The sequence below is a fragment of the Klebsiella sp. CN_Kp091 genome, assembly GCF_040065095.1.
GTDB classification, from domain to species: Bacteria; Pseudomonadota; Gammaproteobacteria; order Enterobacterales; family Enterobacteriaceae; genus Klebsiella; species Klebsiella aerogenes.
Genome location: NZ_JBEAIO010000049.1, coordinates 760,383 through 784,855, shown reverse-complemented (window position 1 = coordinate 784,855; position 24,473 = coordinate 760,383). Strand labels below are relative to the sequence as shown.

20 protein-coding genes are annotated in these 24,473 nt (G+C 54.5%); 12 read left to right on the top strand and 8 right to left on the bottom strand.

Features of this window, described 5'->3' with window-relative positions; translation table 11 throughout:
- Genes ABLV17_RS24330 through ABLV17_RS24295 form a run of 8 tightly spaced genes read left to right on the top strand, consistent with a single transcriptional unit; the run spans position 1 to position 11,361 of the window.
- Positions 1–1,170 (top strand): hypothetical protein, encoded by a 1,170-nt coding sequence (locus tag ABLV17_RS24330; protein ID WP_271032680.1) that lies wholly within the window; start codon positions 1–3, stop codon positions 1,168–1,170.
- On the top strand, positions 1,157–4,603 hold the full coding sequence (locus tag ABLV17_RS24325) for an ImcF-related family protein (protein WP_271032679.1): 3,447 nt from the start codon (positions 1,157–1,159) through the stop codon (positions 4,601–4,603). Before ABLV17_RS24330 ends, ABLV17_RS24325 begins: the two co-directional genes overlap by 14 nt.
- Positions 4,603–6,174: a type VI secretion system protein TssA gene (tssA, locus tag ABLV17_RS24320; RefSeq protein WP_348854737.1), complete on the top strand. Its 1,572-nt coding sequence runs from the start codon at positions 4,603–4,605 to the stop codon at positions 6,172–6,174. Before ABLV17_RS24325 ends, tssA begins: the two co-directional genes overlap by 1 nt.
- 38 nt (positions 6,175–6,212) lie before the next feature.
- Positions 6,213–7,976: a type VI secretion system baseplate subunit TssF gene (gene tssF / locus ABLV17_RS24315; RefSeq protein ID WP_271032678.1), complete on the top strand. Its 1,764-nt coding sequence runs from the start codon at positions 6,213–6,215 to the stop codon at positions 7,974–7,976.
- Positions 7,976–9,031 (top strand): type VI secretion system baseplate subunit TssG, encoded by a 1,056-nt coding sequence (gene tssG / locus ABLV17_RS24310; RefSeq protein WP_348854788.1) that lies wholly within the window; start codon positions 7,976–7,978, stop codon positions 9,029–9,031. Before tssF ends, tssG begins: the two co-directional genes overlap by 1 nt.
- A complete protein-coding gene (gene tssJ / locus ABLV17_RS24305) occupies positions 9,012–9,548 on the top strand; it encodes a type VI secretion system lipoprotein TssJ (RefSeq protein WP_183269068.1) in 537 nt (178 codons plus the stop codon). The genes tssG and tssJ overlap by 20 nt, the downstream gene beginning before the upstream one ends.
- A 1-nt stretch (position 9,549) precedes the next feature.
- The gene (gene tssE, locus ABLV17_RS24300; protein WP_308958925.1) at positions 9,550–9,993 is read left to right on the top strand and encodes a type VI secretion system baseplate subunit TssE; all 444 of its coding nucleotides are present in this window, start codon (positions 9,550–9,552) and stop codon (positions 9,991–9,993) included.
- 21 nt (positions 9,994–10,014) lie between these two features.
- Positions 10,015–11,361, top strand: coding sequence for a VasL domain-containing protein (locus ABLV17_RS24295; protein ID WP_308958924.1), 1,347 nt, complete (start codon positions 10,015–10,017; stop codon positions 11,359–11,361).
- Positions 11,362–11,411: 50 nt separating this feature from the next.
- Here ABLV17_RS24295 and bdcA read toward each other — a convergent pair whose 3' ends face one another.
- Positions 11,412–12,125 carry an SDR family oxidoreductase gene (gene bdcA, locus ABLV17_RS24290; protein ID WP_213316229.1) on the bottom strand — a complete coding sequence of 238 codons (714 nt, stop codon included), beginning with the start codon at positions 12,123–12,125 and terminating at the stop codon, positions 11,412–11,414.
- 162 nt (positions 12,126–12,287) lie between these two features.
- Positions 12,288–12,854 (bottom strand): DJ-1/PfpI family protein, encoded by a 567-nt coding sequence (locus tag ABLV17_RS24285; RefSeq protein ID WP_113373199.1) that lies wholly within the window; start codon positions 12,852–12,854, stop codon positions 12,288–12,290.
- 462 nt (positions 12,855–13,316) lie between these two features.
- Between ABLV17_RS24285 and ABLV17_RS24280 the strand changes: the two genes are divergently transcribed.
- Positions 13,317–14,075 (top strand): hypothetical protein, encoded by a 759-nt coding sequence (locus ABLV17_RS24280; RefSeq protein ID WP_308958923.1) that lies wholly within the window; start codon positions 13,317–13,319, stop codon positions 14,073–14,075.
- Positions 14,076–14,155: 80 nt separating this feature from the next.
- Here ABLV17_RS24280 and ABLV17_RS24275 read toward each other — a convergent pair whose 3' ends face one another.
- Positions 14,156–14,350, bottom strand: a complete 195-nt coding sequence (locus tag ABLV17_RS24275; RefSeq protein ID WP_015366303.1) for a hypothetical protein — start codon at positions 14,348–14,350, stop codon at positions 14,156–14,158.
- Between the two features lie 248 nt (positions 14,351–14,598).
- Between ABLV17_RS24275 and ABLV17_RS24270 the strand changes: the two genes are divergently transcribed.
- Entirely contained in the window at positions 14,599–15,576 is a 978-nt protein-coding gene (locus ABLV17_RS24270) for a threo-3-hydroxy-L-aspartate ammonia-lyase (RefSeq protein WP_213316226.1), read from the top strand.
- Positions 15,573–16,205 carry a helix-turn-helix transcriptional regulator gene (locus ABLV17_RS24265; RefSeq protein WP_213316225.1) on the top strand — a complete coding sequence of 211 codons (633 nt, stop codon included), beginning with the start codon at positions 15,573–15,575 and terminating at the stop codon, positions 16,203–16,205. Before ABLV17_RS24270 ends, ABLV17_RS24265 begins: the two co-directional genes overlap by 4 nt.
- A gap of 39 nt (positions 16,206–16,244) precedes the next feature.
- On the opposite strand, the gene ABLV17_RS24260 is transcribed toward ABLV17_RS24265, so the two are convergent.
- The 5 genes from ABLV17_RS24260 to ABLV17_RS24240 all read right to left on the bottom strand — a co-directional run bounded on the left by ABLV17_RS24260 (position 16,245) and on the right by ABLV17_RS24240 (position 22,694).
- Positions 16,245–17,327: an oxidoreductase gene (locus ABLV17_RS24260; protein ID WP_308958922.1), complete on the bottom strand. Its 1,083-nt coding sequence runs from the start codon at positions 17,325–17,327 to the stop codon at positions 16,245–16,247.
- A gap of 13 nt (positions 17,328–17,340) precedes the next feature.
- Positions 17,341–18,087 carry a DeoR/GlpR family DNA-binding transcription regulator gene (locus ABLV17_RS24255; RefSeq protein WP_271032671.1) on the bottom strand — a complete coding sequence of 249 codons (747 nt, stop codon included), beginning with the start codon at positions 18,085–18,087 and terminating at the stop codon, positions 17,341–17,343.
- A 187-nt stretch (positions 18,088–18,274) separates the two neighbouring features.
- Entirely contained in the window at positions 18,275–20,092 is a 1,818-nt protein-coding gene (locus ABLV17_RS24250; protein ID WP_348854736.1) for an ABC transporter ATP-binding protein, read from the bottom strand.
- A gap of 3 nt (positions 20,093–20,095) precedes the next feature.
- A complete protein-coding gene (locus ABLV17_RS24245) occupies positions 20,096–21,547 on the bottom strand; it encodes a M81 family metallopeptidase (RefSeq protein ID WP_308959199.1) in 1,452 nt (483 codons plus the stop codon).
- 13 nt (positions 21,548–21,560) lie between these two features.
- Complete coding sequence (locus ABLV17_RS24240) at positions 21,561–22,694, bottom strand: ROK family transcriptional regulator (protein WP_348854735.1); 1,134 nt, start codon at positions 22,692–22,694, stop codon at positions 21,561–21,563.
- A 232-nt stretch (positions 22,695–22,926) separates the two neighbouring features.
- On the opposite strand from ABLV17_RS24240, the gene ABLV17_RS24235 reads away from it, so the two are divergent.
- A complete protein-coding gene (locus ABLV17_RS24235) occupies positions 22,927–24,459 on the top strand; it encodes an ABC transporter substrate-binding protein (RefSeq protein WP_308958653.1) in 1,533 nt (510 codons plus the stop codon).
- Positions 24,460–24,473: the final 14 nt, after the last annotated feature.

The following is a 24,473-nucleotide window of genomic DNA, read 5'->3' as shown; positions in this document are numbered from 1 at the left end:
ATGGCCTGGAATATACCGGAGAAACAAAAATTAATTGATGTGTCACCAGTCGCATGGGGAAAAATGACACTATTCTTCATTGTCTCTCTAATTTCGATCGCGGTTGCATGTGTCTCATGGTATTATTTTACGCATGATGCGAATTCTGTCCTGTATGCGCTTATATTATGTGCAAGCAGTCTGGCGATACTTTTGCTGTTCGCCGGATGGCGTTCATTTCAGCTTGGTATTTGTCTTGAAAAAAATGCAGTAATTAAGGCAGAGAATGCTGCATTGGACAAGATTTACTCTGCGTGGGCGTCGGAATATATCAGTATTGTAGATTATCACTTCATGTTCCCGGAGCAGGCGCAAGTTGAGAACCTGAAACAAGGCGGTGAGATACACATTATCGGGCAACAACCGGTGATGTTTCCTGTTAACGTTGATTATAATACATTATTTTACGAACTGCTTTCACCACTACGTTCTGTTTTAATTACATTAGCAAAAAAGAATAAATTGAAAATTGTCTTTCCTATGGGTATGCCTCTTGATACTGCAGCATGGCAATCCTTCACGCTGGCATGGCGAAAATTAGGGATGCAGGAGCAGAGCATTCAAACACCTGCGTGGATGATGACTCACTATGCTGAGCAAATTGATGAATGGCTTAATTATACCGATAATAACTTTCGCTTAATTATCACTTTTGCCCCCCTGGTTTCGCTTGTCGGTAATGGGGCAAATAGTGCCAGCGATGGTGTTTGCGCGTGGCTTTGCGCGCCTCCTGCAACAGATAAGAATGAACAGCTAAAGGAAAAAATCAGAATTTATCGTGCGATGGCGACAAATTCCGCTGAGTTAACTCAAGACCTGGCAGATGTTCTCAACTTTCAATCGTCTACGGGTATTATCGAAAAAATATGGATTGGTAAACTTAAGAATCAAGCAGCATTAGGTCAAGCTATTAAAATTCTCAATGCTAATAATGGTGAAGAAAAAGTCAGACATCATTTCACGGAATTTATACTGGGTAGGCAGGGAAGAAATAATATGTGGGCAGCGTTATCTCTATCACTGGCATCATCAGGTGATAACGGTTCTGTAAATCTTATTGTGTCAGAGGATGAGGCTGGGATCGTGCTATCTAAAATAAAGATCCTGGGGAAGCGCGATGCAAAAATATAGTTTACTAAGATTACTGGGTGTTGCCATATTGGTCGGCGTGATTGGCATTTTGGCTGCAATAGCAATACATTTATGGGGAGATGATTTTGGACTGACAGGTAAGGCGGGGAAAGTATCTTGCTGGTTTGCTTTTATGTTTGTTTTTTTATGCGCATTTAAACTCCTTAGATTAAATTCCTATTTTTCAGTATTCAAACGCTACGCTTATGCAACCAAAGCAAATCCATCGACATCATACCTGGCGAAACGCTTTTCAGCGCTACATACCTACCGCACGCCTGAAAATGATGAAACCAATGGCGAAGAAAATAGGTATTACGCGGAATTAAACGACTACCTGAAACAGCAGTATGGTTATTTCTGGCCGTCGAAAGTTCGTATCCTGATGGTGACGGGTAAAAGCGCTGATGTGGAGCAAGCTATTCCTGGCCTGATCGATCAATACTGGCTTGAGGCGAATGGAACCGTTTTGCTGTGGGACGCTGAGTTGACAAAACAGGGCGATCGCACCAAGCGTAATGCGGTTTGTAAGCTTCGCCGCCAACCCGATGGCGTCATATGGATAACATCGGCCTTCGACCAGCTGACCGTGCTGAGTGGGGATGCAATAACTCCGGCTTTATCCACTATGGATATAGACAGCATCGCCCATACCCTGAATGCCCGTTATGTTCAGCAGCGCAGGCGTCTACCGCTATACGTCTGGTCCTTACACCCGCGAGCTGGGGAACGACGAGGACAAATAACACAATCAATAGGTTGCCTGTTGCCTGCCAATTGCACGCCAGAGCAATTCCGTCAGTTGGTGGATAATCTGGCCGGGCAGCTGATCGCTCGTGGAATACACTCAGTAAGTGACAGCCATGAAGACGCATTTTTATTGCGCCTTGCCGATCAATTGACCCGGTTTCCTGAATCTATTGTTGGTCCCTTATCCGCATTCTTGTCACCCGCGCGGCCTTTGCCGTTGGCCGGTATCATGTTCGGATCTCAGGTCCAGGAGCTCTCCCATGGCGCGGATCATTACTGGCGGAAGGATAACCGCTGGGATGTTCTGCTAGAGTCGCTTGCGACGTTACCCGCGGGACTGAAAGCCCATAAAACGGGTTATTCTCTAGCAAAAATCATGACCGTTATCAGCGCGGTGCTGATGTTGTTGTGGGGAGGCGCTATGTTCGTCTCTTTTGCGGCCAACCGCCATTTGCTGGTCACAGCGCAGGAGCAGGTGCAACGAGCCGCAGCGCAAAAACAGCCACTTGCCGAACGCCTGCATGCGCTGGCCGCCGTGCAAAAAACGCTGGCTCAACTGACATACCGCAAAGCGCACGGGGCGCCTTGGTACGCGCGCGCCGGATTAAGCCAGAATGATGATTTGCTGGCGGCGCTCTACCCACGCTACGGCGTCATGGCGCTACCGCTGGTTCGTGATGCGGCGGCGGAACATCTTCAGCAGCTGTTACAGGCTTTCGTGCAATTGCCGCCGGAAAGTCCGCTACGTGAACGGCTGGCTAAAACCGCCTATAACCAATTGAAGCTCTATCTCATGCTCGCCCGCCCGGAAAAAATGGATGCAGGCTGGTTTGCTCGCGAGTTGATGCGCAACTGGCCGCAGCGGGATGGCGTGACGGACGGCTTCTGGCAGGGCCGCGGAACGTCTCTACTGAGATTTTACGCAGCCAGCCTGGCGTTACATCCGCAGTGGCGGTTGCCGGCCGATCCCACGCTGGTCAGCCAGGCCCGTACGCTGTTAATTCGCCAGTTAGGTAAACGTAATAGCGAATCCACCCTCTATCAGCAAATGTTGGCGCAGGTGGCGAACCAGTATGCTGATATGCATCTGGCGGATATGACCGGTGACACCGACGCCTCACGCCTGTATACCACCGATGCGGTAGTCCCGGGTATGTTCACCCGCAACGCCTGGGAGCATGCCGTGCAGCCGGCTATTGAAAAAGTGGTTAACGCGCGCCGCGATGAAATCGACTGGGTGCTCAGCGATAACCAGCTTCCGGTAGCGCAGGCGGCGACGCCGGAAGCGCTTCGCGAACGCCTGGCGGAACGCTATTTTGCCGATTTCAGCGGCGCCTGGCTGAACTTTCTCAATAGTCTACGTTGGCAGCGCGCCGCCACGCTGTCGGATGCCATCGATCAGCTGACTCTGATGGCGGATGTGCGTCAGTCGCCGCTGATTGCGTTGATGAATACCTTGAATGTACAGGGACGAACCGGACAGCGCGGCGAGGCGATAACCGATTCGCTGGTCAAATCAGCGAAAAATTTGTTTAACCGTGAAGATCAGCCTCTTATCGATCAGCAAGGCGGCCTGCGGGGGCCACTGGATGCGACTTTCGGCCCGGTGCTCGCCCTGATGGATAATCGCGATGGCAGCATGTCTGGTAGTCGTTTGAATCTACAAACGTTTCTGACCCGCGTGACACAGGTTCGTTTGCGTCTGCAGCAGGTGACTAATGCGGCCGATCCGCAGGCGATGACGCTGGCGCTGGCGCAGACGGTTTTTGAAGGTCGGGCGGTGGATCTTACCGACACCCGAGACTACGGTAGCCTGGTGGCGGCAGGGCTAGGGCAGGAGTGGCGTGGCTTCGGCCAAACGGTGTTTGTCCGCCCGATGGAGCAAGCCTGGCAGCAGGTACTGACTCCGGCGGCAGAAAGCCTCAATGCCCGCTGGCGTAGCGCGGTGTTTGATGACTGGAACCGGGCATTCGGCGGGCGCTATCCCTTCAAAAATGTGAGCAGCGAGGTCTCTTTACCTCTGCTGGCGAAGTATCTCAACGCAGAGAGTGGCCGCATCAGTCATTTCCTGCAGACCCGGCTTAATGGGGTGCTGCATAAAGAGGGAAGCCGTTGGGTGGCGGACAGCATCAATGCCCAGGGGCTGACATTTAACCCAGCCTTCCTGCGCGCGATGAATACCCTGAGCCATATTGCGGATGTGGCATTTACCAACGGCGAGGCTGGAATGCACTTCGAACTGCGTCCGGGAACCGCGGAAGGCGTGATGCAAACAATGCTGGAGGTCGATCGTCAAAAACTGAATTACATGAACCAGATGCCGACCTGGCGTCGCTTTAGCTGGCCGGCGGACACCGAAGCGCCGGGGGCCAGTTTAAGTTGGATCAGCACCCGGGCGGGAACCCGCCAGTACGCTGACCTGACCGGGGCGTGGGGCTGGATCCGGTTACTGGATAAAGCCGCGGTGAGAGCTTATCCGGGCACAGGCAGTAGCTGGAGCCTGAGCTGGAAAGCGCCGGATGGACTGATGCTGAACTATACGCTCCGTACCGAAGCCGGCGAGGGGCCGATGGCGCTGTTGGCTCTGCGCAACTTTACCCTGCCAGAGACCATTTTTATGGTCAGCGCAGAAACGACAGACAGTGACCTGGAGAGTGAAAGCCGAGGGGAGGATATTTATTAATGGCATCGGTTCTTACATTGATTAATGCTTGCCAGGCCGTGCCTGAAACGCTGGTTGCCCAAACGCAGCAACGTCTGCTGCTATGGGAAAGCTGGCTGCAGCCAGTCGCAGCCGATTCGCCGACCGGTAACGACCCTGGCTATAACGATGATTTCCAGCTGATGCGCGAAGAGGTGAATAAGCTTTCGGGAGCGGATACCGATCTCATTTGCCAGCTTGCGGAAAAACTGTTAACGACCGTGACTCGTGATATCCGCGTCGCTTCCTACTACGCCTGGGCTCGCCTGCATCGCGATGGCGAAGCCGGCCTGGCCGATGGGCTGGAATTGCTGGCGGGGTTAATGCAGCGTTTTGGCCTTCATCTGCACCCGCAGCGTGAGCGCAGCAGAAAAGCGGCTCTTGACTGGCTGGCCAGCCAGCGAATGCTCGACAGCCTCTCGCTATTCCCCGAAGTGAATAATAGCGTCGCGATGCGCATTACCGGAGCCTTGTTGCTTATCGAGCAGGCAGAGGAGGGGGCCGTCCCCGGCGCGCTGTGCGGCGTCCTCGAAACCCGGTTGATGAAATCCGGCGGCCCGGAGGCCGTAGTACCGCAGAATATCAGCGATACACCGCTAACGGCAGCAGTCAGTAGTGCGCCGCAGACAGGTACGATTACGTCTGGTCAGGAACTTCTGACACAGGCGCGGGTGCTGGCAAAATATCTCAGCGATCGACCGGACGGTTGGCTCTCTGCCTATCACCTGATACGAAGTATCCGCCATGACACGCTGCACCAATTACCCCCTCTGTTGGCGGACGGCAGGACCCGTATCGATCCGCCAAAACCGGATCAGCGGGCGTTGCTGAAGCGCTTGTATCTGCAGCAGAGCTGGCTGGAGCTGCTGGAGCAGGCCAGCGAGATGTTTTCCCGCGCAGCGAATCATCTGTGGCTGGATTTGCAGTGGTATGTTCACCAGGCGTTGCTGAAATCCGGGCGCGAGGCGGAAGCCAATATTATTCAACATGACCTACAAGGACTTCTGGCTCGCTTAATTGGCCTGGAGGAGCTGGCGTTCAACGACGGCACGCCGTTTGCCGATGAGGTGACCCAAAACTGGATTCAGCAACTGGTGCTGGATAATGCCGCCTTCCGGGACGATGCCGTGTCTGGCGCTGTAACGGCTTCCGGCGATGACCCTATCCTTCAACTGGAGCCCGAAGCGCTGGCGCTAGCCGACAGCGAGGGAGCCGATGCGGCGCTGTCCTGGTTACAGCATCGTCCAGGAATAACGACTCCGCGAAGCCGTTGGCTGCTGCGATTATTGATGGCGAGGGTTGCCGAACAGACTGGAAAAAATGAACTGGCGCAGCATTTGTTGGCGGATCTGGACGCGCAGGCCGCCACACTTTCTCTGGCGCAATGGGAACCAGAGCTGCTGTTTGAGGTCTGGGCCCGCCATCTTCGACTTTTGCGGGGTAAGGCCGGGCGCAGTGAAACGGACAAAAATCGTTTGCAGCCGCTGATGGACCGCTTACTGGCGGATTTGATCGCCACTAATCCCGCCCGAGCGGCGGTACTCTGTGTTTAAAAGCCCGATCGTCATGGATGAATAACGGAAAACCTACGATGGAAGATTTAACCCTACGCTATTTTGACGCTGAAATGCGTTATCTACGCGAAGCGGCAAAAGAGTTCGCCCAAACGCACCCCGATCGGGCGGCAATGTTGGATCTCGACAAAGCCGGTACGCCGGATCCCTACGTGGAGCGGCTGCTTGAAGGCTTTGCGTTTTCGATGGGCCGCCTGCGTGAAAAGATCGACGATGATCTACCGGAGCTCACCGAAGGGTTGGTCAGTATGCTGTGGCCACATTACCTGCGCACTATTCCGTCATTATCGATAGTGGCTCTCATGCCGGAACTTACGGCGATGAAAATGGCGGAAACGGTACCTGCTGGTCTGGAGATAACGTCCCGCCCGGTGGGGCCGAAAAATACCCTTTGCCGCTACCGTACCACTCGCGATGTGACGCTGAATCCGATAACGGTGGCGAAAATTGCCATGGTCAGCGAGTCGGACGGGCGTTCGCTCCTGAGAATTCGTTTTGCCTGCAGTGGCCAGGCTGACTGGTCCCACGCCGATCTGCGCCGCCTGCCGCTTTATCTCGGAGAAGACGCTGTAACCGGCAGCGCCCTGCATTTGTGGCTTACTAAACGCCAGGCCGCGATGTATCTGCGCCTGCCAACGCAAGCTGAGCGGATAAAGATTAACGGCTATTTCTCACCGGGTGGATTCGGCGAGGAGGACGGCCTGTGGCCGAAGGGAGAGAGTGCTTTTAGCGGTTATCAGCTATTGCTGGAATATTTTTCCTTCCGCGAAAAATTTATGTTTGTCCATCTGCAGGGTCTGGACAATTACACCTTTCCTGCTGGGATAACTCATTTTGATATCGAGGTGGTGTTCAACCAACTTTGGCAAAGCGATTTACCCATAACCGAAGACTGCCTACGCCTGCACTGCGTACCGGTGATTAACCTGTTCACTCTGGAAGCGGATCCTTTAACTATCAGCGGCCTGGAGAGCGAATACCTGCTGCGGCCGAAACGTTTGCAGGACGGACATACTGAGATTTATTCCGTTGATAGCGTCACCGGCTCAGGGCGATCGGGCGAGGCGCGATATGTCCCTTTTACCAGTTTCCGACATCGGGGAGGAATGATGCGCCGCCATGCGCCGGAGCGGTATTACCATACACGCGTGAAGCGCGGCGTCAGCGGAATGCACGACACCTGGTTAATCCTGGGCGGCCAGCGCTGGGAAGCCGATCGGGGTTTTGAAAGAGAAACCGTATCGCTACGTATCACTGGCACCAACGGGCAATTACCGCGCCGGGCGTTGCAAAGCACCGTGCTTGACCGCTGTGACCAGGTTTCAGAAACGCAGCTGAGCGTGCGGAATCTGTGTAAGCCGACGTTGCCTGCTTATCCGCCCGCAGAGGATCGCTTTCACTGGCGGGTTATGAGCCATCTGGGTACTCGTTTTTTAAACATGATGAGTAACGCCGAGGTACTTCGCGGCACACTGTCACTCTATAACTGGCGTGACGATGAGCTGAATTACCGCCGTCTTGAGGCGATCCAGTCGGTCAAGCATCATCGTCTTCAGCGTTTTGAAGATGGGTTTCTGTTACGAGGGTTGGAAATTGAAGTGACCCTCGACAGCCGAGGGTTCACCGGCGAAGGGGATATTCATCTGTTCGGCGAAATGCTGAATCGCTTTTTTGCCCTCTATGCCGATATGAATCAATTCAACCAGCTTACGCTTATTGTTCAGCCAGAAGGGAAATATATTCGGTGGAAAGAGAATCACAATCCGCGCCTGCCCGGTTGATAGCGAAGGCTCGGGAGCGGTTGCCGTACATGAATTTTTATCGCTTCAGTCAGTTGCTTGAACAGAGCCAGCCAGAGGCGCCGTTGACCGGTGGAGGCTGGCAAATACGGCATGAACCGATACGCTTTCGACCACATCCGGGAATGGGATTCCCGGCCAGTGAAATTCGGCAACTTGAAATGCCTGAAGCGGATGTTTCGCACTTACCGCCCTCGCTTCGCGTCACGTTTATGGGATTGTACGGAGTCGAGTCGCCGCTGCCGACGCACTATATTGATGATATCGCGCAGCGCCGCGAGGGGTATGCCGCCGCAGCGGATTTTCTGGATATTTTCAACCATCGGTTGATTAGCCAGTATTACCGCATCTGGCGTAAATATTCATACCCGGCGACATTTCAGGCTGGCGGCACAGACAATACCTCGCAGTACCTATTGGGATTAGCCGGGTTGGGGATTACGGGGTGCGCGGCCGCGGTGGATATACCGTTATCACGCTTTTTGGCGCTGCTGCCATTGATGCTTCTTCCGGGACGAACGGAGGAAGGAATGAGGGCGTTGGTTGAACTGCTGGCGCCGGAAACTCGTGCCGAGATCTTTCATCACGACCGCTGTCGTATTCCGCTGAAAAAGGCGCTGACCATGAGCGTGCGGCATCCCGTTAGCCTGGCGGCCAGGCCGGTCATGGGAACCCACGGCACGGATGTTAATGGTCAGGTGTTGTTACGTTTAACGACCAGCAACCATGAGGAAGCGCAGGGATGGTTGCCCGGGGGGGAACGACTCCAGGACCTCATGGCGTTGCTGCATGTTTGGCTCGGCACACACCTGGATGTGCGCATTCAACTATGCGTCGCCCGTCATTTATTGCCGGAAGCGCAGCTTACCTGCCAGTTAACAAAAGCGGTGCGGTTAGGGCGTACTGCAGTGCTGCGCCCGCTAAATCCACATCGCAGTTCGAATGACATTATCACCATTCATCCAGGGCGTTATCAGCGCGTCCAGGAAAATATTCACCGAAGGGAGCACGATGAAGATGGCGACTATCGCTGGTAAATATTCCGCTGCGTTATTGGCGATGATTTTCTCGACGGCCTTGGCCGGTTGCGGCTTGACGCAGAGTGTGAAGGACGGGGCGGTCTCAGTGACCAGGTCTATTTTTTATAAGCAGGTGAAAACACTGCATCTGGATATTCGCGCCCGGGAAGGGGTGAATAATAACGCGCAAGGGGCATCGCTGGCGACCGTAGTACGTATATACCAGCTCAAAGATCGTAAGGTGTTTGATGATACAGATTATCCTTCGCTGTTTGCTGAGGATAGCCAGGCGATCCAAGGCGATTGGCTTGCCGAGAAAGATATTCGTCTGCGCCCCGGAGAATCCGTGGCTGTTGATATGCCGCTGGAGGCGGCAACGCAATACGTCGCGATCGCGGGGATGTTTATGGCGCCTGACCTGGCTGGGAACAGCTGGCGGCTGGTGTTGACTCGCGACGATCTTGACGCGGACAAACCGCGGGTTATTGAGGCCGGCCATAACCGTTTAACCTTGCAACCGTTGAAGGATAACTAAGATGCCGCGCCCCTCGCTTTACGACACGTTGTTCGGTAATTTTTCCGGCGGTCTCGACCTGCATCAGGTCAGCGAAGAAAATCAGGTCATTCTTTCGGTGCTCGATAACATGCAGCGTATTCTTAATTGCCGGGCGGGAGCATTGGCGCATCTCCCGGACTACGGGCTGCCGGATATGACAAAAATCCTCCAGGGGATGCCGGGCACCGCGCACCAGCTTATGACCACGCTGTCTGCAGTACTACTCAAATACGAGCCGCGTCTAAGCAGCATCCGTGTTGAGATGTTGGAACAGACACAGCCTGGCGAACTGCGTTATGCCATTGACGCGGAACTGAAGGACATTGGTCTGGTACGTTACGGCACGGAGTTTATGCCTGAGGGCAGGGTGCTAATTCGCCATCTCAAACAGCAACAGTACCTGGACGCCCGTACCGCCATTTAGTACTCACTTTGGTTAATCCTTATGACGACATATTCTGAACGCCGCCTAACTACCGGGGGGGACCCGCGCACGCAGGCGGACTACGCAAAGCTGCGTGAAGAAATGCAAAAGCTCAGCCACCCGGCGCGCCCGGACGTTAACTGGCGATATGCGGAACAGTTATGCCTGTCGCTGTTTGATCGCAACGGTGTGGATCTTCAGACAGCAGCCTGGTACACGCTGGCCCGCACGCAGTTGGCTGGATTATTTGGCCTCAATGAAGGTCTCGCTATTCTTGAAACATTGATTACACGTCAATGGGGCGCTTTGTGGCCGCAGCCGGTGCATGCGCGGATGGAAATCGTCTGCGGGTTGAGCAAGCGGTTACAGCAGGCGCTGCGCACGTTAACCCTGGCATATGCCGACCTCAGCGAATTATATCAAGCGGAAACACATCTAAAAGCGCTCGATGCAGCCCTGCAACGGCTCGAGCTAAAGCATGCCGGTCAGTTGGATGTCCTGGTCGCTCTGATACATAACGCCGCCGTGCGGCTGGAAAACAGCGATGGCATAGCCCGCGCCGATAATTCGCAGCACGCCGGCGTGACCGTGCCGGGGAACGCAATTATTGAGGTTGATGAGTCGGTTGAACGGATAAAACGGGTGTACATTGCCCCCGCGGATACCACTGCGGAGATGGCGACAGGTTGTGACCTTCCGTCGGCGGTACAGCGCTGGCGCCCCTTTGCTGCCGGTATGATCACCATGCTGTTGTTAACGGTGGCGACGATATGGGGATGGCGGGTTCTCTATTCATCAGACCAGGAGCAAGTGCAATTCGCCGCCAGCCTGGCGCCATTGCCCGTGGCGCTTTCGGCTGAGCAGCTGCGTTCCTTTCAGCCGCGCTCGCCGTCAGCTGATAAGGGGATACTACAGACCCAGCAGCAGCTGGCGCGGCTGGCTGAGCTCAATCCGGATTGGGCTATCGATGATGGAGAGCGATTGGTGCAGCAGGCGTTAACGCTGTGGCCTGAGCAGGCTCAAACGCTCTCCCGGCAGTGGCGGCAACAGCTCGCCGCCGCCGCGCTGCCGGTTGAAAACCTCAATGGATGGCATCAAGGAATGAAGCAGTTGCAGCAATTGGCCCAGCGCCTTGATGCGCTGGATGAACAAAAGGGAAAATATCTAACCGTAAGCGAGCTGAAATCAGCGGTGTTCGCAATGACCCAGTCGTTTAATCGTACTGTTCCGGTCGAAGAACAACTGCGTCAGCTGGCGGAGATGCCGCAAGAGCAGGCCCAAAGTTCAGCGCAGCAACATCAGGCAGAACAGCATTTGCAGCAGTTGATTACTCGTTATGCCTTGCTGAAATTAGACATGAAGGAATAGTCGTTATGGTTGCTGCGATAAAGGGCTAGCTAATCTAGCCCTCCTGTATATCAGGCGCCAAATGCGCCATCTATGGTGTGCATTGCCCCCGTCACAAACGATGATTCCGGGCCTGCCAGCCAGGCAACCATTGCCGCAACTTCTTCCGGGCGGCCATGCCGCTTAATCGCCATAAAACTGTGCATCAGTTCTTTCATAGGGCCGTTCTCCGGGTTGGCATCGGTATCAATAGGGCCCGGCTGCACGATATTCACCGTAATACCGCGGGGGCCAAAATCTCGCGCCAGCCCGCGCGCCAGTCCCTGCAACGCGGACTTGCTTAACGCGTAAGCCGCCATGCCAGGCATCGGCATGCGATCCCCATTCACCGAACCAATTATGATAATTCTACCGCCTTCCGGCATCGTGCGCGCCGCCTCGACGGCCGCATGGTAGGGGGCATGAATGTTGATGCGGAACAGACGGTCGATCGCATCGCTATCTTGCTCCAGCGCATCGCCAAAGAGGGCTATACCAGCATTAACGACCAGTACATCCAACGGCCCGCTATCGCGAACTAGCTTGATCACTTCATCGCGATCGGCGCTATCGGTAAATACCGCGGTACTGCCGGTTTCGCCAGCCAGCTGCTGTGCCGCTTGCTCTGAACCCGCGTAGCTGAAAGCCACCGACGCGCCGTCGGCACGAAAGCGCCGTACAATCGCCGCGCCAATGCCGCGACTCCCGCCCAATACCAGTACCGATTTGTTATCAAATACAGCCATGACCTTTGCCTCACTATATTGTAGTGATCGATACAATATTGTTCAGCGGTGAAAGCTGTCAAGAAATAATATAGTGAGTGATACAAAATGTCCGTGATTAGCAGGACTGGCACTACAGCAGATACGCGATAATGAATGCCAGTCCCTGATAAGACCAGAACCTTACTGCGGGAGTAATTCGATGAATTTAGCCAGCCACTGTGGGTGCGCGGGCCAGGCGGGGGCGGTGACCAGATTACCGTCAACGTGCGCCTGGTCGATGCCGATATCCGCATACTGGCCTCCGCTCAGCCGCACTTCCGGGGCACAAGCCGGATAAGCGCTACAGGTACGGCCTTTGAGAATCCCCGCCGCGGCGAGAATTTGCGGGCCGTGGCAGACGGCGGCAATCGGCTTTTGCGCAGCGTCAAAAGCCTGTACCAGCTTAATTACCTGCTCATTCAGGCGTAAATATTCGGGCGCACGGCCGCCGGGGATGAGCAGCGCGTCGTAGTCTTGCTCTTCTGCGCTTTCGAAGTCGGCGTTCAGCACGAAGCGATGCCCAGGTTTTTCGCTGTAGGTTTGCGCACCGTCAAAATCATGAATCGCCGTCAAAATATAGTCGCCTTTGCTTTTATCAGGACAAACGGCATCAACCTGATAGCCGATCATCTGTAGCGCCTGAAACGGTACCATGGTTTCGTAATCTTCGGCGTAATCGCCCACCAGCATCAATATTTTCTTGCCCATTGCGACAGCTCCTTGATGAATAATGATGCCTAAGGTATAGCCTGGTAAAATGAACAATGCCAACAGTTAACGTATGAATAAGACAGGATAGCGACAATAGCGATAAAATATAGTTTGGGTGTATTGGATAATGGCTAATAAATTTAAAATATGAATTAAATGGAGTGGCAAAAAATTTATCGATAAATAAATAACTTCTATTTTCTAAGTTTTTCCTTTTTTGTTGACGGATACAATGTATTTGTTAATATCGGCTTGCTCTCTATTTAATTGGGGGGTAGTCCGTTGGGATATACTGTCTGCCGTATATATGCTTTCCATTTTTCACACCTGTGAATATATTCGGTATCTCGAGTGGTTGAGCGTTGGTGGGCGTTGATAATGGCTTTTAATATTGCCGGTATAGTGTAAATTTATTATCTAAAGTAATATTTTACGATGAGTAAGCATAATGGAGTATGAATGAATAAAATTCACCGTCTGACATTGATTGGTATTATTATTAACTTAGCCATGTTTCTTTTGGTGCTCAATGAGGTCAACTCGCTTTCAGATTATTATGGCTACGATCGAACGCTGCGTTTGATTAAAGATTTGGTCACAACACTAATTCCTCTTGCTATAGTTGCTCAGGTTGTAAGCGTTCTGTTATTACCGAAAGCTCCGCGTGTTGGTATTGTGTTTGCTTATCTCGGTGGAATTACTATGGTGCCGATTGGTTTGGTATTTTTAATCGGTTATCTTTTTAGCTACGAACGATACTGCAATGCAGGTCTTGATATTTACAGCACTAAAACTGCGGTTGATATATCAAAGCCTGAAGACAAAAGTTATAAATTAACATGCGATACATCCCGATTTGTTCCTACCGGAGCTATTGCTTTATGCATGGGGGTTATTGTGCTGGTGATGGGACAGGGAATTGGCTACCTATTGGTCGCAGTAGGAGTTCTCAATATCTGGAATGGGGTACGCCTCAAGGAGCGCGTTATAATCGGTCTTTCTGGCGATAAATTGATAGTTAAACCAAAGTTGTACTCAGACACCTTTATCGTTCCGTTGAGTGAAGTCGTATTAACCGATAAAGGGGTGAATAATGATAAGGTTTCTTTAAAGTTCTTACGTACCGGACGGGCGTTTGACGTGCGCAAGAAAATGCTGGCAGGTGAGAATATTGATGAATCATTAGAATATATTATTTCAAAAATCCCCGTAGCGTAATTATTTATCAGTGAAGTGAATGTAGAACGGCACCTTTAAGGTGCCGTTTTAGTATTTTCTGGTGATACTGAAGCGTTGCGTTAATCCACGTTGGTAAAGTAATCGCGAGCGACCGCTTCCACACGCTTTGCTTCCAGGCCGGTCTTTTCGCTGATCCCGGCGATAAAAGGCTTGAACTGCTCGGTCATCACGTGGCCGCCGTCCCAATGGGCGACGTAGTAACGGCACTGATAGCGATAAAAGTGGAGGGTCTTTTCTCCTAACGTGTAATACATGACATTCTCCTGTCCAGTGTGTCGGGCTGCGTCCGCAGAAGCTAATGGGGCGTTACCACAATAATCAGGTATTTGATTATATCCTGCTCCCAAATGTGGGAAATTTCCAGCAGGCAATAGCCCGGCGGGGCACATTTTCCTCTGGTTGCGATCTATACCATTTGCGATTGATTGTTGATCATACATAATGTATTTAATTAGACTAAATGTATTAAAGATGGCTATCCATTGATCAACAAGGTGAAACAATGACTCTACAACTCCCCGATTATCGCGACGTGGCGGCAGCCGCCCAGCGCATTGCCGACTACGCCAACCGAACGCCTGTGATGACCTCGCGTACCCTGGATGAACGATACTCAGCGCAGCTGTTTTTAAAGTGTGAAAACTTTCAGCGCATGGGGGCGTTTAAATTTCGCGGCGCAATGAACGCGTTGCAACAGTTTAGCCCAGCGCAAAAACGGGCCGGGGTAGTGGCGTTTTCTTCTGGCAATCATGCGCAGGCCATCGCGCTGGCGGCCAAACTGCTGGGCATTCCGGCAACCATCGTGATGCCACATGATGCGCCTGCGGCGAAAGTCGCCGCCACCCGGGACTACGGCGGCAAAGTGGTTTTTTATGACCGTTACACGGAGGATCGCGAACAGATCGGACGTGACCTGTCGCAGCAGCATGGGTTTACGCTTATCCCTCCTTACGATCATCCGCACGTTATTGCCGGGCAGGGGACAGCGGCGAAAGAGTTAATAGAAGAGGCCGGTCCGCTCGATGCGCTGTTTGTCTGCCTCGGCGGCGGCGGTCTGCTGTCAGGCTCGGCGCTGGCGGCACGTCATCTGTCTCCGGGGTGTAAAGTCTATGGCGTAGAGCCTGAAGCTGGCAATGACGGCCAGCAGTCGTTTCGTTGCGGAAGCATTGTGCACATTGAGACGCCGAAAACCATCGCCGACGGCGCGCAAACCCAGCATCTGGGGCAATATACTTTTCCGCTAATACAGCAACACGTCGACGATATCCTGACCGTGAGTGACGATGAATTAGTCGCGTCGATGACATTTCTCGCTGAGCGAATGAAAATGGTGGTTGAACCGACAGGTTGTCTGGGTTTTGCTGCCGCCCGGAACGCTATGGCGCAGCTGCGGGGTAAAAAAGTCGGCATTATCATCAGCGGCGGTAATGTGGATATGAGCCGTTATAGCGCCTTATTAGGCACCGGGAACGGCTTATGAGTAGTGAGATGTCACCCTTGCTGGCGCAGCTTGATATCCTCGCTCAGGGGTTAAGCGAAACCTTTGCGCCGTTTTGCGAAGTGGTCGTGCATGACCTCACGCATCCTCAGCACGCCATTTTATCAATTCACAATAACCTCTCGGGCAGAGAGGTTGGTCAAGCGGCGACCGAGATGGGGTTAGCGCGGATTGCCAGCGCCGAGTTCCCGGCCGTTGTCGCCAACTATGCTAATCAGTTTGCTGACGGTCGTGCGGTGAAAAGTACCTCTATCGGTATTAAAGGGGAGAGTGGTGAATATGTAGCCGCGCTTTGTCTTAACGTCGATATCACGTTGTTTCGCGGTATGCAAAGCGCGTTAACGCGTTTTACCGCTACGGAAAGCGCCGCGGTGACCGAACATCTTGAACCCGGCGGCGCGGCGGCCATTCGCCAACGAATTGATGCATTTGCCGCCGAGCGGGCGACGACAGCCAGGGCGCTGAGCGCAGCGGATCGTAAAATGGTCATTCAACAGTTGCGTAAAGAGGGGCTATTAGATCTGCGCAAGTCGATGGAAATGGTTGCGCAGCATCTTGGTATTTCGCGGGCGACAGCTTATTTATACGCCCGGCAGGAGAGAGAAACCTAGCGGCCGCGAGGAGGTGCAGCCGCTATTCCATCTGGATATTTACTGAAGCCCGGCCAGTTCGTCGGCGGTTAACGCCAGCTTTTGCACGCTGCCGCTTTCTGATGAGGCAACGGCGGCTTCCAGCACCGCCATTACCGCCAGCGCCTGTAGCGGCGGCACCGGGTTGGCGATTTTGCCCAGCAGGGCATCGCGAACCTGAATATAGTACTGGCGCTGATCGCCTTTCGGCGTGGCGAGCGTGTGCGTCTGCAGGCTGGCATCGTACAGCGTCATGCTGTCGTCATCCTGGCCCCAGCTTTCGCTCCCTGGGATGACCCCAGCCAGCAACTGGCTCTCCTGCTGGTCTGCTTTCAGTTTCACAACGCTGCCGCTATCGCCGTGGACCGTAAAACGCGAGACGCCGCCGGCAACCAGCATACTACAGTGCAGAATCACTTTGTGCTGCGGATAGTTCAGTACCACGTGCGCCCAATCGTTGATCTCCGCACCCTGTCGCAGGGTGGCGATATTGCCCTGTACAGTTTGCGGCAGGCCGAAAAGTTGTAGCGTCTGGTCGATCAGATGGGGGCCAATATCAAACCACAGGCCGCTGCCGGGCACGTTCTGCTCGCGCCAGCGGACGCGTACTTCCGGGCGGAAGCGATCGATATGCGACTCGAAATGCTTAACCTTGCCGATTAGCCCCTGCTCGATGGTTTGCTTAATGCCAAGATAATCGCTATCCCAACGGCGGTTATGGAATACTGAAAGCAGGCGTTGCTTTTCTTCAGCCAGCGCGATCAGCTCGCGCGCTTCCTGCATATCGAGAGTGAAGGGCTTATCCACCACCACGTGTTTTCCGGCGTTCAACGCCAGTCGAGCCAGCGGGGCGTGGGTGGCGTTCGGCGAAGCGAGTACCACCAGGTCAACATCCGGATGCTGAATGGCCTCTTCCGGCGAAGCGATTACCGTGACATCCGGCAGGTCCTGCTTCACTTTGGCTTCATCGCGGGAGGCGACGACGGCAAGCTTTAACCCTTCGACCGAGTTAATGAGCGGCGCGTGAAACGTTTTGCCGACAAATCCATAGCCGATCAGCGCAATATTAATGGGTTTACCTGCGCCGGTGATAACTTTATGCATGACTTTCTCCACGTTATTCAGCGTCAGCAATGCTGACCTGCATTGAATTGTCTTCGCCAAGCGCGTGCCACGGCTTGTCGAGGAACAGACGATCGATGTGTTTCAGTTCGGCGACCAGGTAAGGCTCGCAGCGATCAAGTTTTAGATGGTCAGCCACCAGCCAGTGCTCGATGCTGGCTGCCAGCATGGCGCGTTTTACTTCCGCATCTGCTTCCTGGCTGGCGCTAAGCCCTTGCCGTGCATGGATCGCGCAGGCGCCCAGAATGGCGATATCCGCGCGGTAACGGGAAAGCAGCGTAAGCGTAGCGCTACCGGCAAACAACCGCTGCCGCATATCCCATTTACCGCCGAGTAAAACCAACTCGATATCGGGCCGTTCGCTAAATAGTTGGGCAATATCCAGCGAAGGGGTGATGACCGTCAGCGGTCCTTTTAGATGCGCGGCGACGGCGAGTACCGTGCTGCCGGCGTCTAAAAATAGCGTTGCACCCGGAGGAACCTCACGGGCGACCAGCGCGCCGAGGCGCTGTTTAGTCTCGGGCAGCAGCGCATTGCGCCCCTGACGATTCATGGCCGGAAGATCGAGAGCGATAGCGCCGCCATGGTTTTTCTGTACCAGTCCGCGTTTTTCCAGGTCACCAAGATCGCGGCGGACGGTATCGGGCGAGACCTGCAATCGTTCTACCAGTTCACTGATGCTAATTTGACCGTTTTCGCTCAGTAGTTCGAGCAAAAACTGTTGTCGTGCGGTTTTATGCATAATCGCTTTTCCTGCAAAATACTGCAATAACCTGCATAATACAGCATGATGTGGGAATGTGAATCGCAATAAACAGCAAAAAATGCGTTACCAGTTAACAGGGTGATTGTGCATCGCTTTTTGGGAAGGGGGACCGGCTTAGCGCAGCCTGAGGCGCGTTCAACCGGTCTATTTAAATATAATGCGCTCAGCGCATTACCCAGTGCTGATTACCGACTTGTTCGTAGCGGCGGGTCGGCGGCTGCCAGTCTTTATCGCGAAACGGCGAGGGCAGTTCATCGTTATTGACTTCACGCAACAGATGGCGACGAGACGGATCGGTTTTCGGGATCGCCGCAATCAGCTTTTGCGTATACGGGTGCTGCGGATTAGCGAAAATGGCCTGCCGTGGGCCAATTTCGACGATTTCACCAAGATACATCACCGCCACCCGGTGGCTGATGCGTTCAATCACCGCCATATCATGCGAGATGAACAGAAAAGCGATTTTCATCGTTCGCTGCAGTTCGATAATCAGATTGACCACCTGCGCCTTGACCGATACATCCAGCGCCGACACCGACTCGTCGGCGATAATCACCTTGGGATTCATCGCCAGCGCGCGAGCAATGCAGATGCGCTGGCGCTGACCACCGGAGAATTCATGTGGATAGCGGTTAAGCACCGCGACGCTGAGACCCACTTTCTCAATTAATTCATGGGCGCGCGCCAGCGCCTGCTGGCGGGTGGCAAGGCCATTTTCCAGCAGCGGTTCAATCAGCGTTTCCTGGATTTTCAGCCGTGGATTCAGACTGGCGAACGGATCCTGAAAAATCATCTGGATATCCTGGCGCATCCGCTTTTGCTGCTGGCGCCCGGCTTGCAGGACGTCATAGCCATTCAGGCGAACATGACCGGATTGCGCCTGGACCAGACGAATGAGACTGCGACCGGTGGTCGATTTACCGCAACCTGATTCGCCCACCAGTGATAGCGTTTCGCCGGGCCATAAATCAAAGCTGACGTTTTCTACGGCGTGAATATGCCCGGCTAACTGATTAAAAAAACCTTTTTTAACCGGAAACCGGGTGACCAGGTTTTTGACGGATAACACCGGTTCGTTGCTGGTCAGGCTAAGGTCTGGCTCTGGCGGAAAACGACGAATGTCCCCCGTTTGTAGGTTCACCGATGGGAACTTACAGGGTGTCGAGCTCATATCCATTTCACCTGCCGCGGGTACCGAGGCCAGCAGCGCGCGGGTATAGGGCTGCTGCGGGGCGGCGAATAGCGTCGGCGTGCGCTCGCATTCGATGGCATCGCCGCGGAACATCACCAGCGTATCGTCGGCGGTTTCCGCGACTACGCCCATATCATGGGTAATAAACAGCACCGCGGTATTGTTTTCTGCCTGCAGGGTTTTGATCAGATCAAGGATTTGCCCCTGGATAGTGACGTCCAGCGCGGTCGTGGGTTCATCGGCGATCAGCAGTTTAGGCTTCAGGGCCAGCGCCATCGCGATCATCGCGCGCTGGCGCATACCGCCGGAAAACTGATGCGGATATTCATCGAAACGCTGTGCGGCATGCGGAATGCGGACTTTTTCCAGCAGGGCGATGGCCTCCTGCTTCGCCTGGCGCGCCGATAAACCTTGATGGCGAATAAAGACTTCCGCTATTTGGTTGCCAATGGTAAATGCCGGATTGAGACTGGTCATCGGCTCCTGAAAAATCATCGCTACCTCGGCGCCGCGTACGCGACGCATTTCCTCTTCAGGAAGCTCGAGCAGTGATTTACCGCCGAGCAGCACCTGTCCCTCGGTACGGCTATGGCGGGTAGAAAGCAGGCGCATAATGGCCATCGCCGTCACGCTTTTGCCTGAGCCGGATTCGCCGACAATCGCCAGCGTCTTACCAGGATAAAGGCTAAAACTAATATTACGCACCACCTTCTGCCAGCTCTCGCCGTGGCGGAATGAGACGCTCAGATTGTCGACGGCCAGCACTGGCGCAGGCGTTTCACGGTTCATGACTCAGGACTCCCTGGCAAAGGGCGCGCGGGCGGAAACCCGCACCAGTGGAGTGAATTCGAGGTCACGCTTAAACGGCCAGGTGGGGGTCAGCATTCGCAGACGCGCCACCCGTTCAATATCCTGATCGACCACCCCTTCCGAGAGCGCCATCAGATTCGGATTGGCCAGCGGCGCCAGTTCCGGCGATAAATAGCCGGATTTGACCACCAGAATTTTCACCTGCCGCGGGTCGAGTCCCAGCGCGCTAAAGTCAGCGATATCGTGATAAGGACGACGACGGTCGGCCACCACTACGGTAATCCCATCTGTCTGTAGCACCGCCTGATTGGCCTGGCGCTGCGGATCCGCCGCCAGCAGACCAGTGACGGTAAAACGCGCGCTCGCGCTGACGCCCGTCGGATCGAGGCTGGCGCCGACCGTTAACTGCAGTTCTGCGCCGATGCCGGCTTCAAACGCCGAACGTGTTACCGGCGCGTCGGTAATGCCGGCGACAAGGGTATTTTGCGCCTGCTGACGTAGCAGTTCAGCGAGCACGTCGCCGCGATCGCCGACGCCGCCGCCGGTGGGATTATCGCCCGAATCCGCCAGGATAACCGGGCCCGTGGCGCTGGCGATAGCCTGAGCGACGCATTCGGCGACGCTGCCCGTCCGGCAGCCGAAAACAAAATCTTCCCGCACGTCCCAATAGGCCTGCGCCAGTTTCGCGGCTTGTTGCTCCAGCACCGCGCGATCGGTGCCGGTAAAAATGGCCGCGGCGGTGGCGCGCGGTTCGTCGGCCCACACGTAGCCGACCATTAATGAGCTATCGAGTACGCCGTCTATCTGGTCGCTGTTTGGCAGCATGGCATAGAGGCTTTTCGCTGGCTCATCTTCCGTACTGGTCCGCTCGCCAGGGAGTAATACCGGGATGGGAGCCCACACTATGCCCGGGCGCACGCCGCTTTGCAGACTATCTACCAGCATACTGACCGAACGGCGCATGGTCTCTTCAATATCAATATGCGGCGCGGTGCGATAGGTTGAGAACATGTCGATGGCGTCGATAATGCGCTGGGTCACGTTACCGTGTAGATCGTAGCTGACGGCAATCGGGCAGTCATCGCCGACGCAGGCGCGGGCAGCAGCGATCCAATCGCCTTCAGCGTCTTCCATACCTTCAACGTACATTGCGCCGTGCATCGCGAGGTACAGGCCGTCGATCGGCAGTTGCGCCTGCAGACGGCTTAAGAATTCGGCCTTGAACTGTTCGTAAGTTTCCCGTGCTACCGGGCCGCCGGGAATCGCCCGGGTGTGCAGCGTCGGCAGAAACGTCGCCGGATAATCACGTAAAAACTGAAAGTGGGGCGCCTGCAGCAGGGCATCGCCTCTGACGGTGCGAAACTCTGCTTCATGAGTCAGTACCGGGTTAAACGTGCTGCATTCAATATGTATTCCACCAACGGCAATGCGCATAGGGACCTCGAAATTATCCTGGAAAGAGAACGTGAGTCAGAGCGACGCTCGCCGCGGCGAGCGCCCAGCTATCTGGAGCCAGCGGGCGATAGATAAGCGGCGTTTTCCCCGCCATCCCCGGCAGCAGGTTGGTTTCAATGGCTTGTTGCATCACGGTATTCAGTAAACCGTTAAAGCTATCCGGCTGGTGGGCAAGCATGATCGCCGCCGGATCGTGGGTCTGGATCTGATGTGAAATAGCCAATCCTAAGGCGTCGCCGGCCCGATGCAGGATCTGGATGGCGGCGGTGTGGCCCTTACGCGCCATGGCCTCCAGTTCATCCAGGTGGTCGGTGTCGATACCAGCCATGCGCGCCTGTTCAAAGATGGCGGTGAGAGACGCGATGGTGTCGAGACAGCCACGCTTCCCGCAGCGACAAGGCGTGCCCGCCGGCACGATGGTGCAGTGGGCTATTTCGCCTGCGCCGCCGTGGGCGCCGCGCCAGATTCGGTTATAGATAACCGCCGCGCTGCCGATGCCGCTGCCGTGCGATATCACCACTGCGCTCTCCAGCTTGCGTAGATGGCCAAACGTTTTCTCCCAGTTCGCCAGCGCCCGGGTGTCGTTTTCAATAAATACCGGGATCCCGCCGGTCGCGCGGCTTAACAGTTCAGCCAGCGGCACCTGATGCCAGCCGAGCAACGCCGACTGTACGCAGACCGATTGCGCAGCGTCGACAAAGGCAGACAGGGCAAAACCGATGCCGACCAGCCGTTGGCTCTCAATGAGCGTATCGTTTAACAAACTGCGGATTTCACCCGCCAGTTGCTGGATTACGTCGGGAATTTCAAGCTGCGGCGTGAGCAGGCGCTCGGCGATTTTCTCACCGCTGGCATTCATCAGCACCAACACCAACTGGTTATCAATCAGCGAGATGCCGATGGCGTAAGCGGCGTCCGGCGCCAGCGAAAGGGTGACGGAGGGGCGTCCCTGACCGCCGGAAGCGGCCATATCGCTCTCCTGTAGCAGACCATCAGCCAGCATCTCTTTTACCAGTGCGCCAATGGCCGCCTTACTCATACCCGTCAGGCGGGCGAGATCTGCGCGGCTAGCGCCTTCCTCGCTGCAGACCAGATGAATCAATTGTTGGTGGAGTTTGTTCAGCATAGTTACTCAGCCATAACGCTTTTTTCTGAACATAATCGCGGACTGGCGCTTTAGCAATCAGTTTATTTTCAAAAATAACTAAACCATCACATATAAGTTAAATTTATTACCTAATTAAGCGTTAATCATGGCTAATATCACATTTATGGGACTCTGTTTTGGGTAAAAAGAAAACCTAATCGCAACATAACAGCCACAACTGGCGACATAACAGACAGGTAGGGGTTAACGGATGAAGGCAATTATGAATAAATATCGACTTGCCATTCTGGCAGGCTTACTGGCAGCCGGCGGAGCGACGGCGCTGCAGGCGGCAACGCTGAACGTGATGCAAAACGAACCTCCGCGTAGCATGGATCCGGGCGACCAAACCGCGACCTTTACCGATACCGTATTAAAACCGATGTATGAAGGTCTGGTGGATTTGTCGCCGGATTTCAAAATCGCCCCGGCGCTGGCTACCGCCTGGAAGGTCAGCGATGACGGTAAAGTCTGGACTTTTACCCTGCGTAAAAACGTCACTTTCCATGACGGCTCGCCGTTCAATGCCGATGCGGTAGTCGCCAATATCGAACGACATATCGACCCGAAAGGCGGACTGGCAGCCAGTTCGCGGATGCGCAACGTGATCGCATCCGTGAAGAAGCTCGATGATGACAACGTCGAGATTACGCTGAAAAAGGTCTATCCCTCTTTCCTCAATCTGTTGACCGGCGGCTCGGCGAAGATGGTGAGCCCTGCGGCGGCGAAAGCTGGCACCATTGGCCGGAAAGCGGACGGTACCGGCCCATATATGCTGCAGGAGTATAAAACCGGTGAATACGTGCTGGAGAGGAAAAACCCGAAATACTGGGGCGAGAATCACGGCCCGGATGAGATTAAGTGGACCTGGAGCGCGGAGCCGTCGGTGATGAACATGGCGCTGCTTTCCGGTCAGGTCGATGTGATTAACCCGGTACCGCCGCAGTTTGGTCGGCAGTTGAAAAGCAACCCGCAGGTGAAGCTGGAGCAGGGGCAGGGTGCATCCGTATTCTGGGTGGCGCTCAACGTTGAGCAAAAACCGCTAAATGATGTCCGCGTGCGTCAGGCGCTGAACCTGGCGACCGACAAAGAAGCGCTGCTGAAGGCGGTGATGTTTGGGTTTGCTTCTGCCGCCAACTCACCGCTGGCCCCGGTGAACGAAGGATATGATAAAACCCTCAACGATTATCCGTGGGATCTCAATAAAGCGAAAGCGCTATTAAAAGAGGCCGGTTATCCGCAGGGTTTTGAGATGAACATCGCCGTGCAGGGACCAGATGCGCGTACCGCGCAAATCCTGCAGGCGATGTGGGCCAAAGTTGGCGTCAAGCTCAATATCCAGCAGATGGAGAGCGGCGTCTGGAGCAAAGCGGCGTTTGCCCCGGCGGCGGAAAAGTTGGCCAACCGTACCGATGCGGTGCTGGCTTCCTGGTCTTCCGGGCTTAATGGATCTGATTTGCAGTTGCGCCCGCTTTACTATTCACAGAGCGCCGCGCCGGCTGGGGCCAACCTTGGATTCTACCGCAACCCGCAGGTGGATGAGCTGTTAGACAAAGCGGCGACCACCATGGATGACAACGCGCGTATCGCCGAATATGTGGCGGCGCAAAAGGCCATTATGCAGGACGCGCCGCATGTGATGCTCTACTTCCAGGACGATTTGTACGCCACCCGCGCCACCATTAAAGGCGTGCGAATGGAACCGGGCGGCGAAATTATCGTTACCGAAGCGCAAAAACCATAACGCTAGGGCCAGCG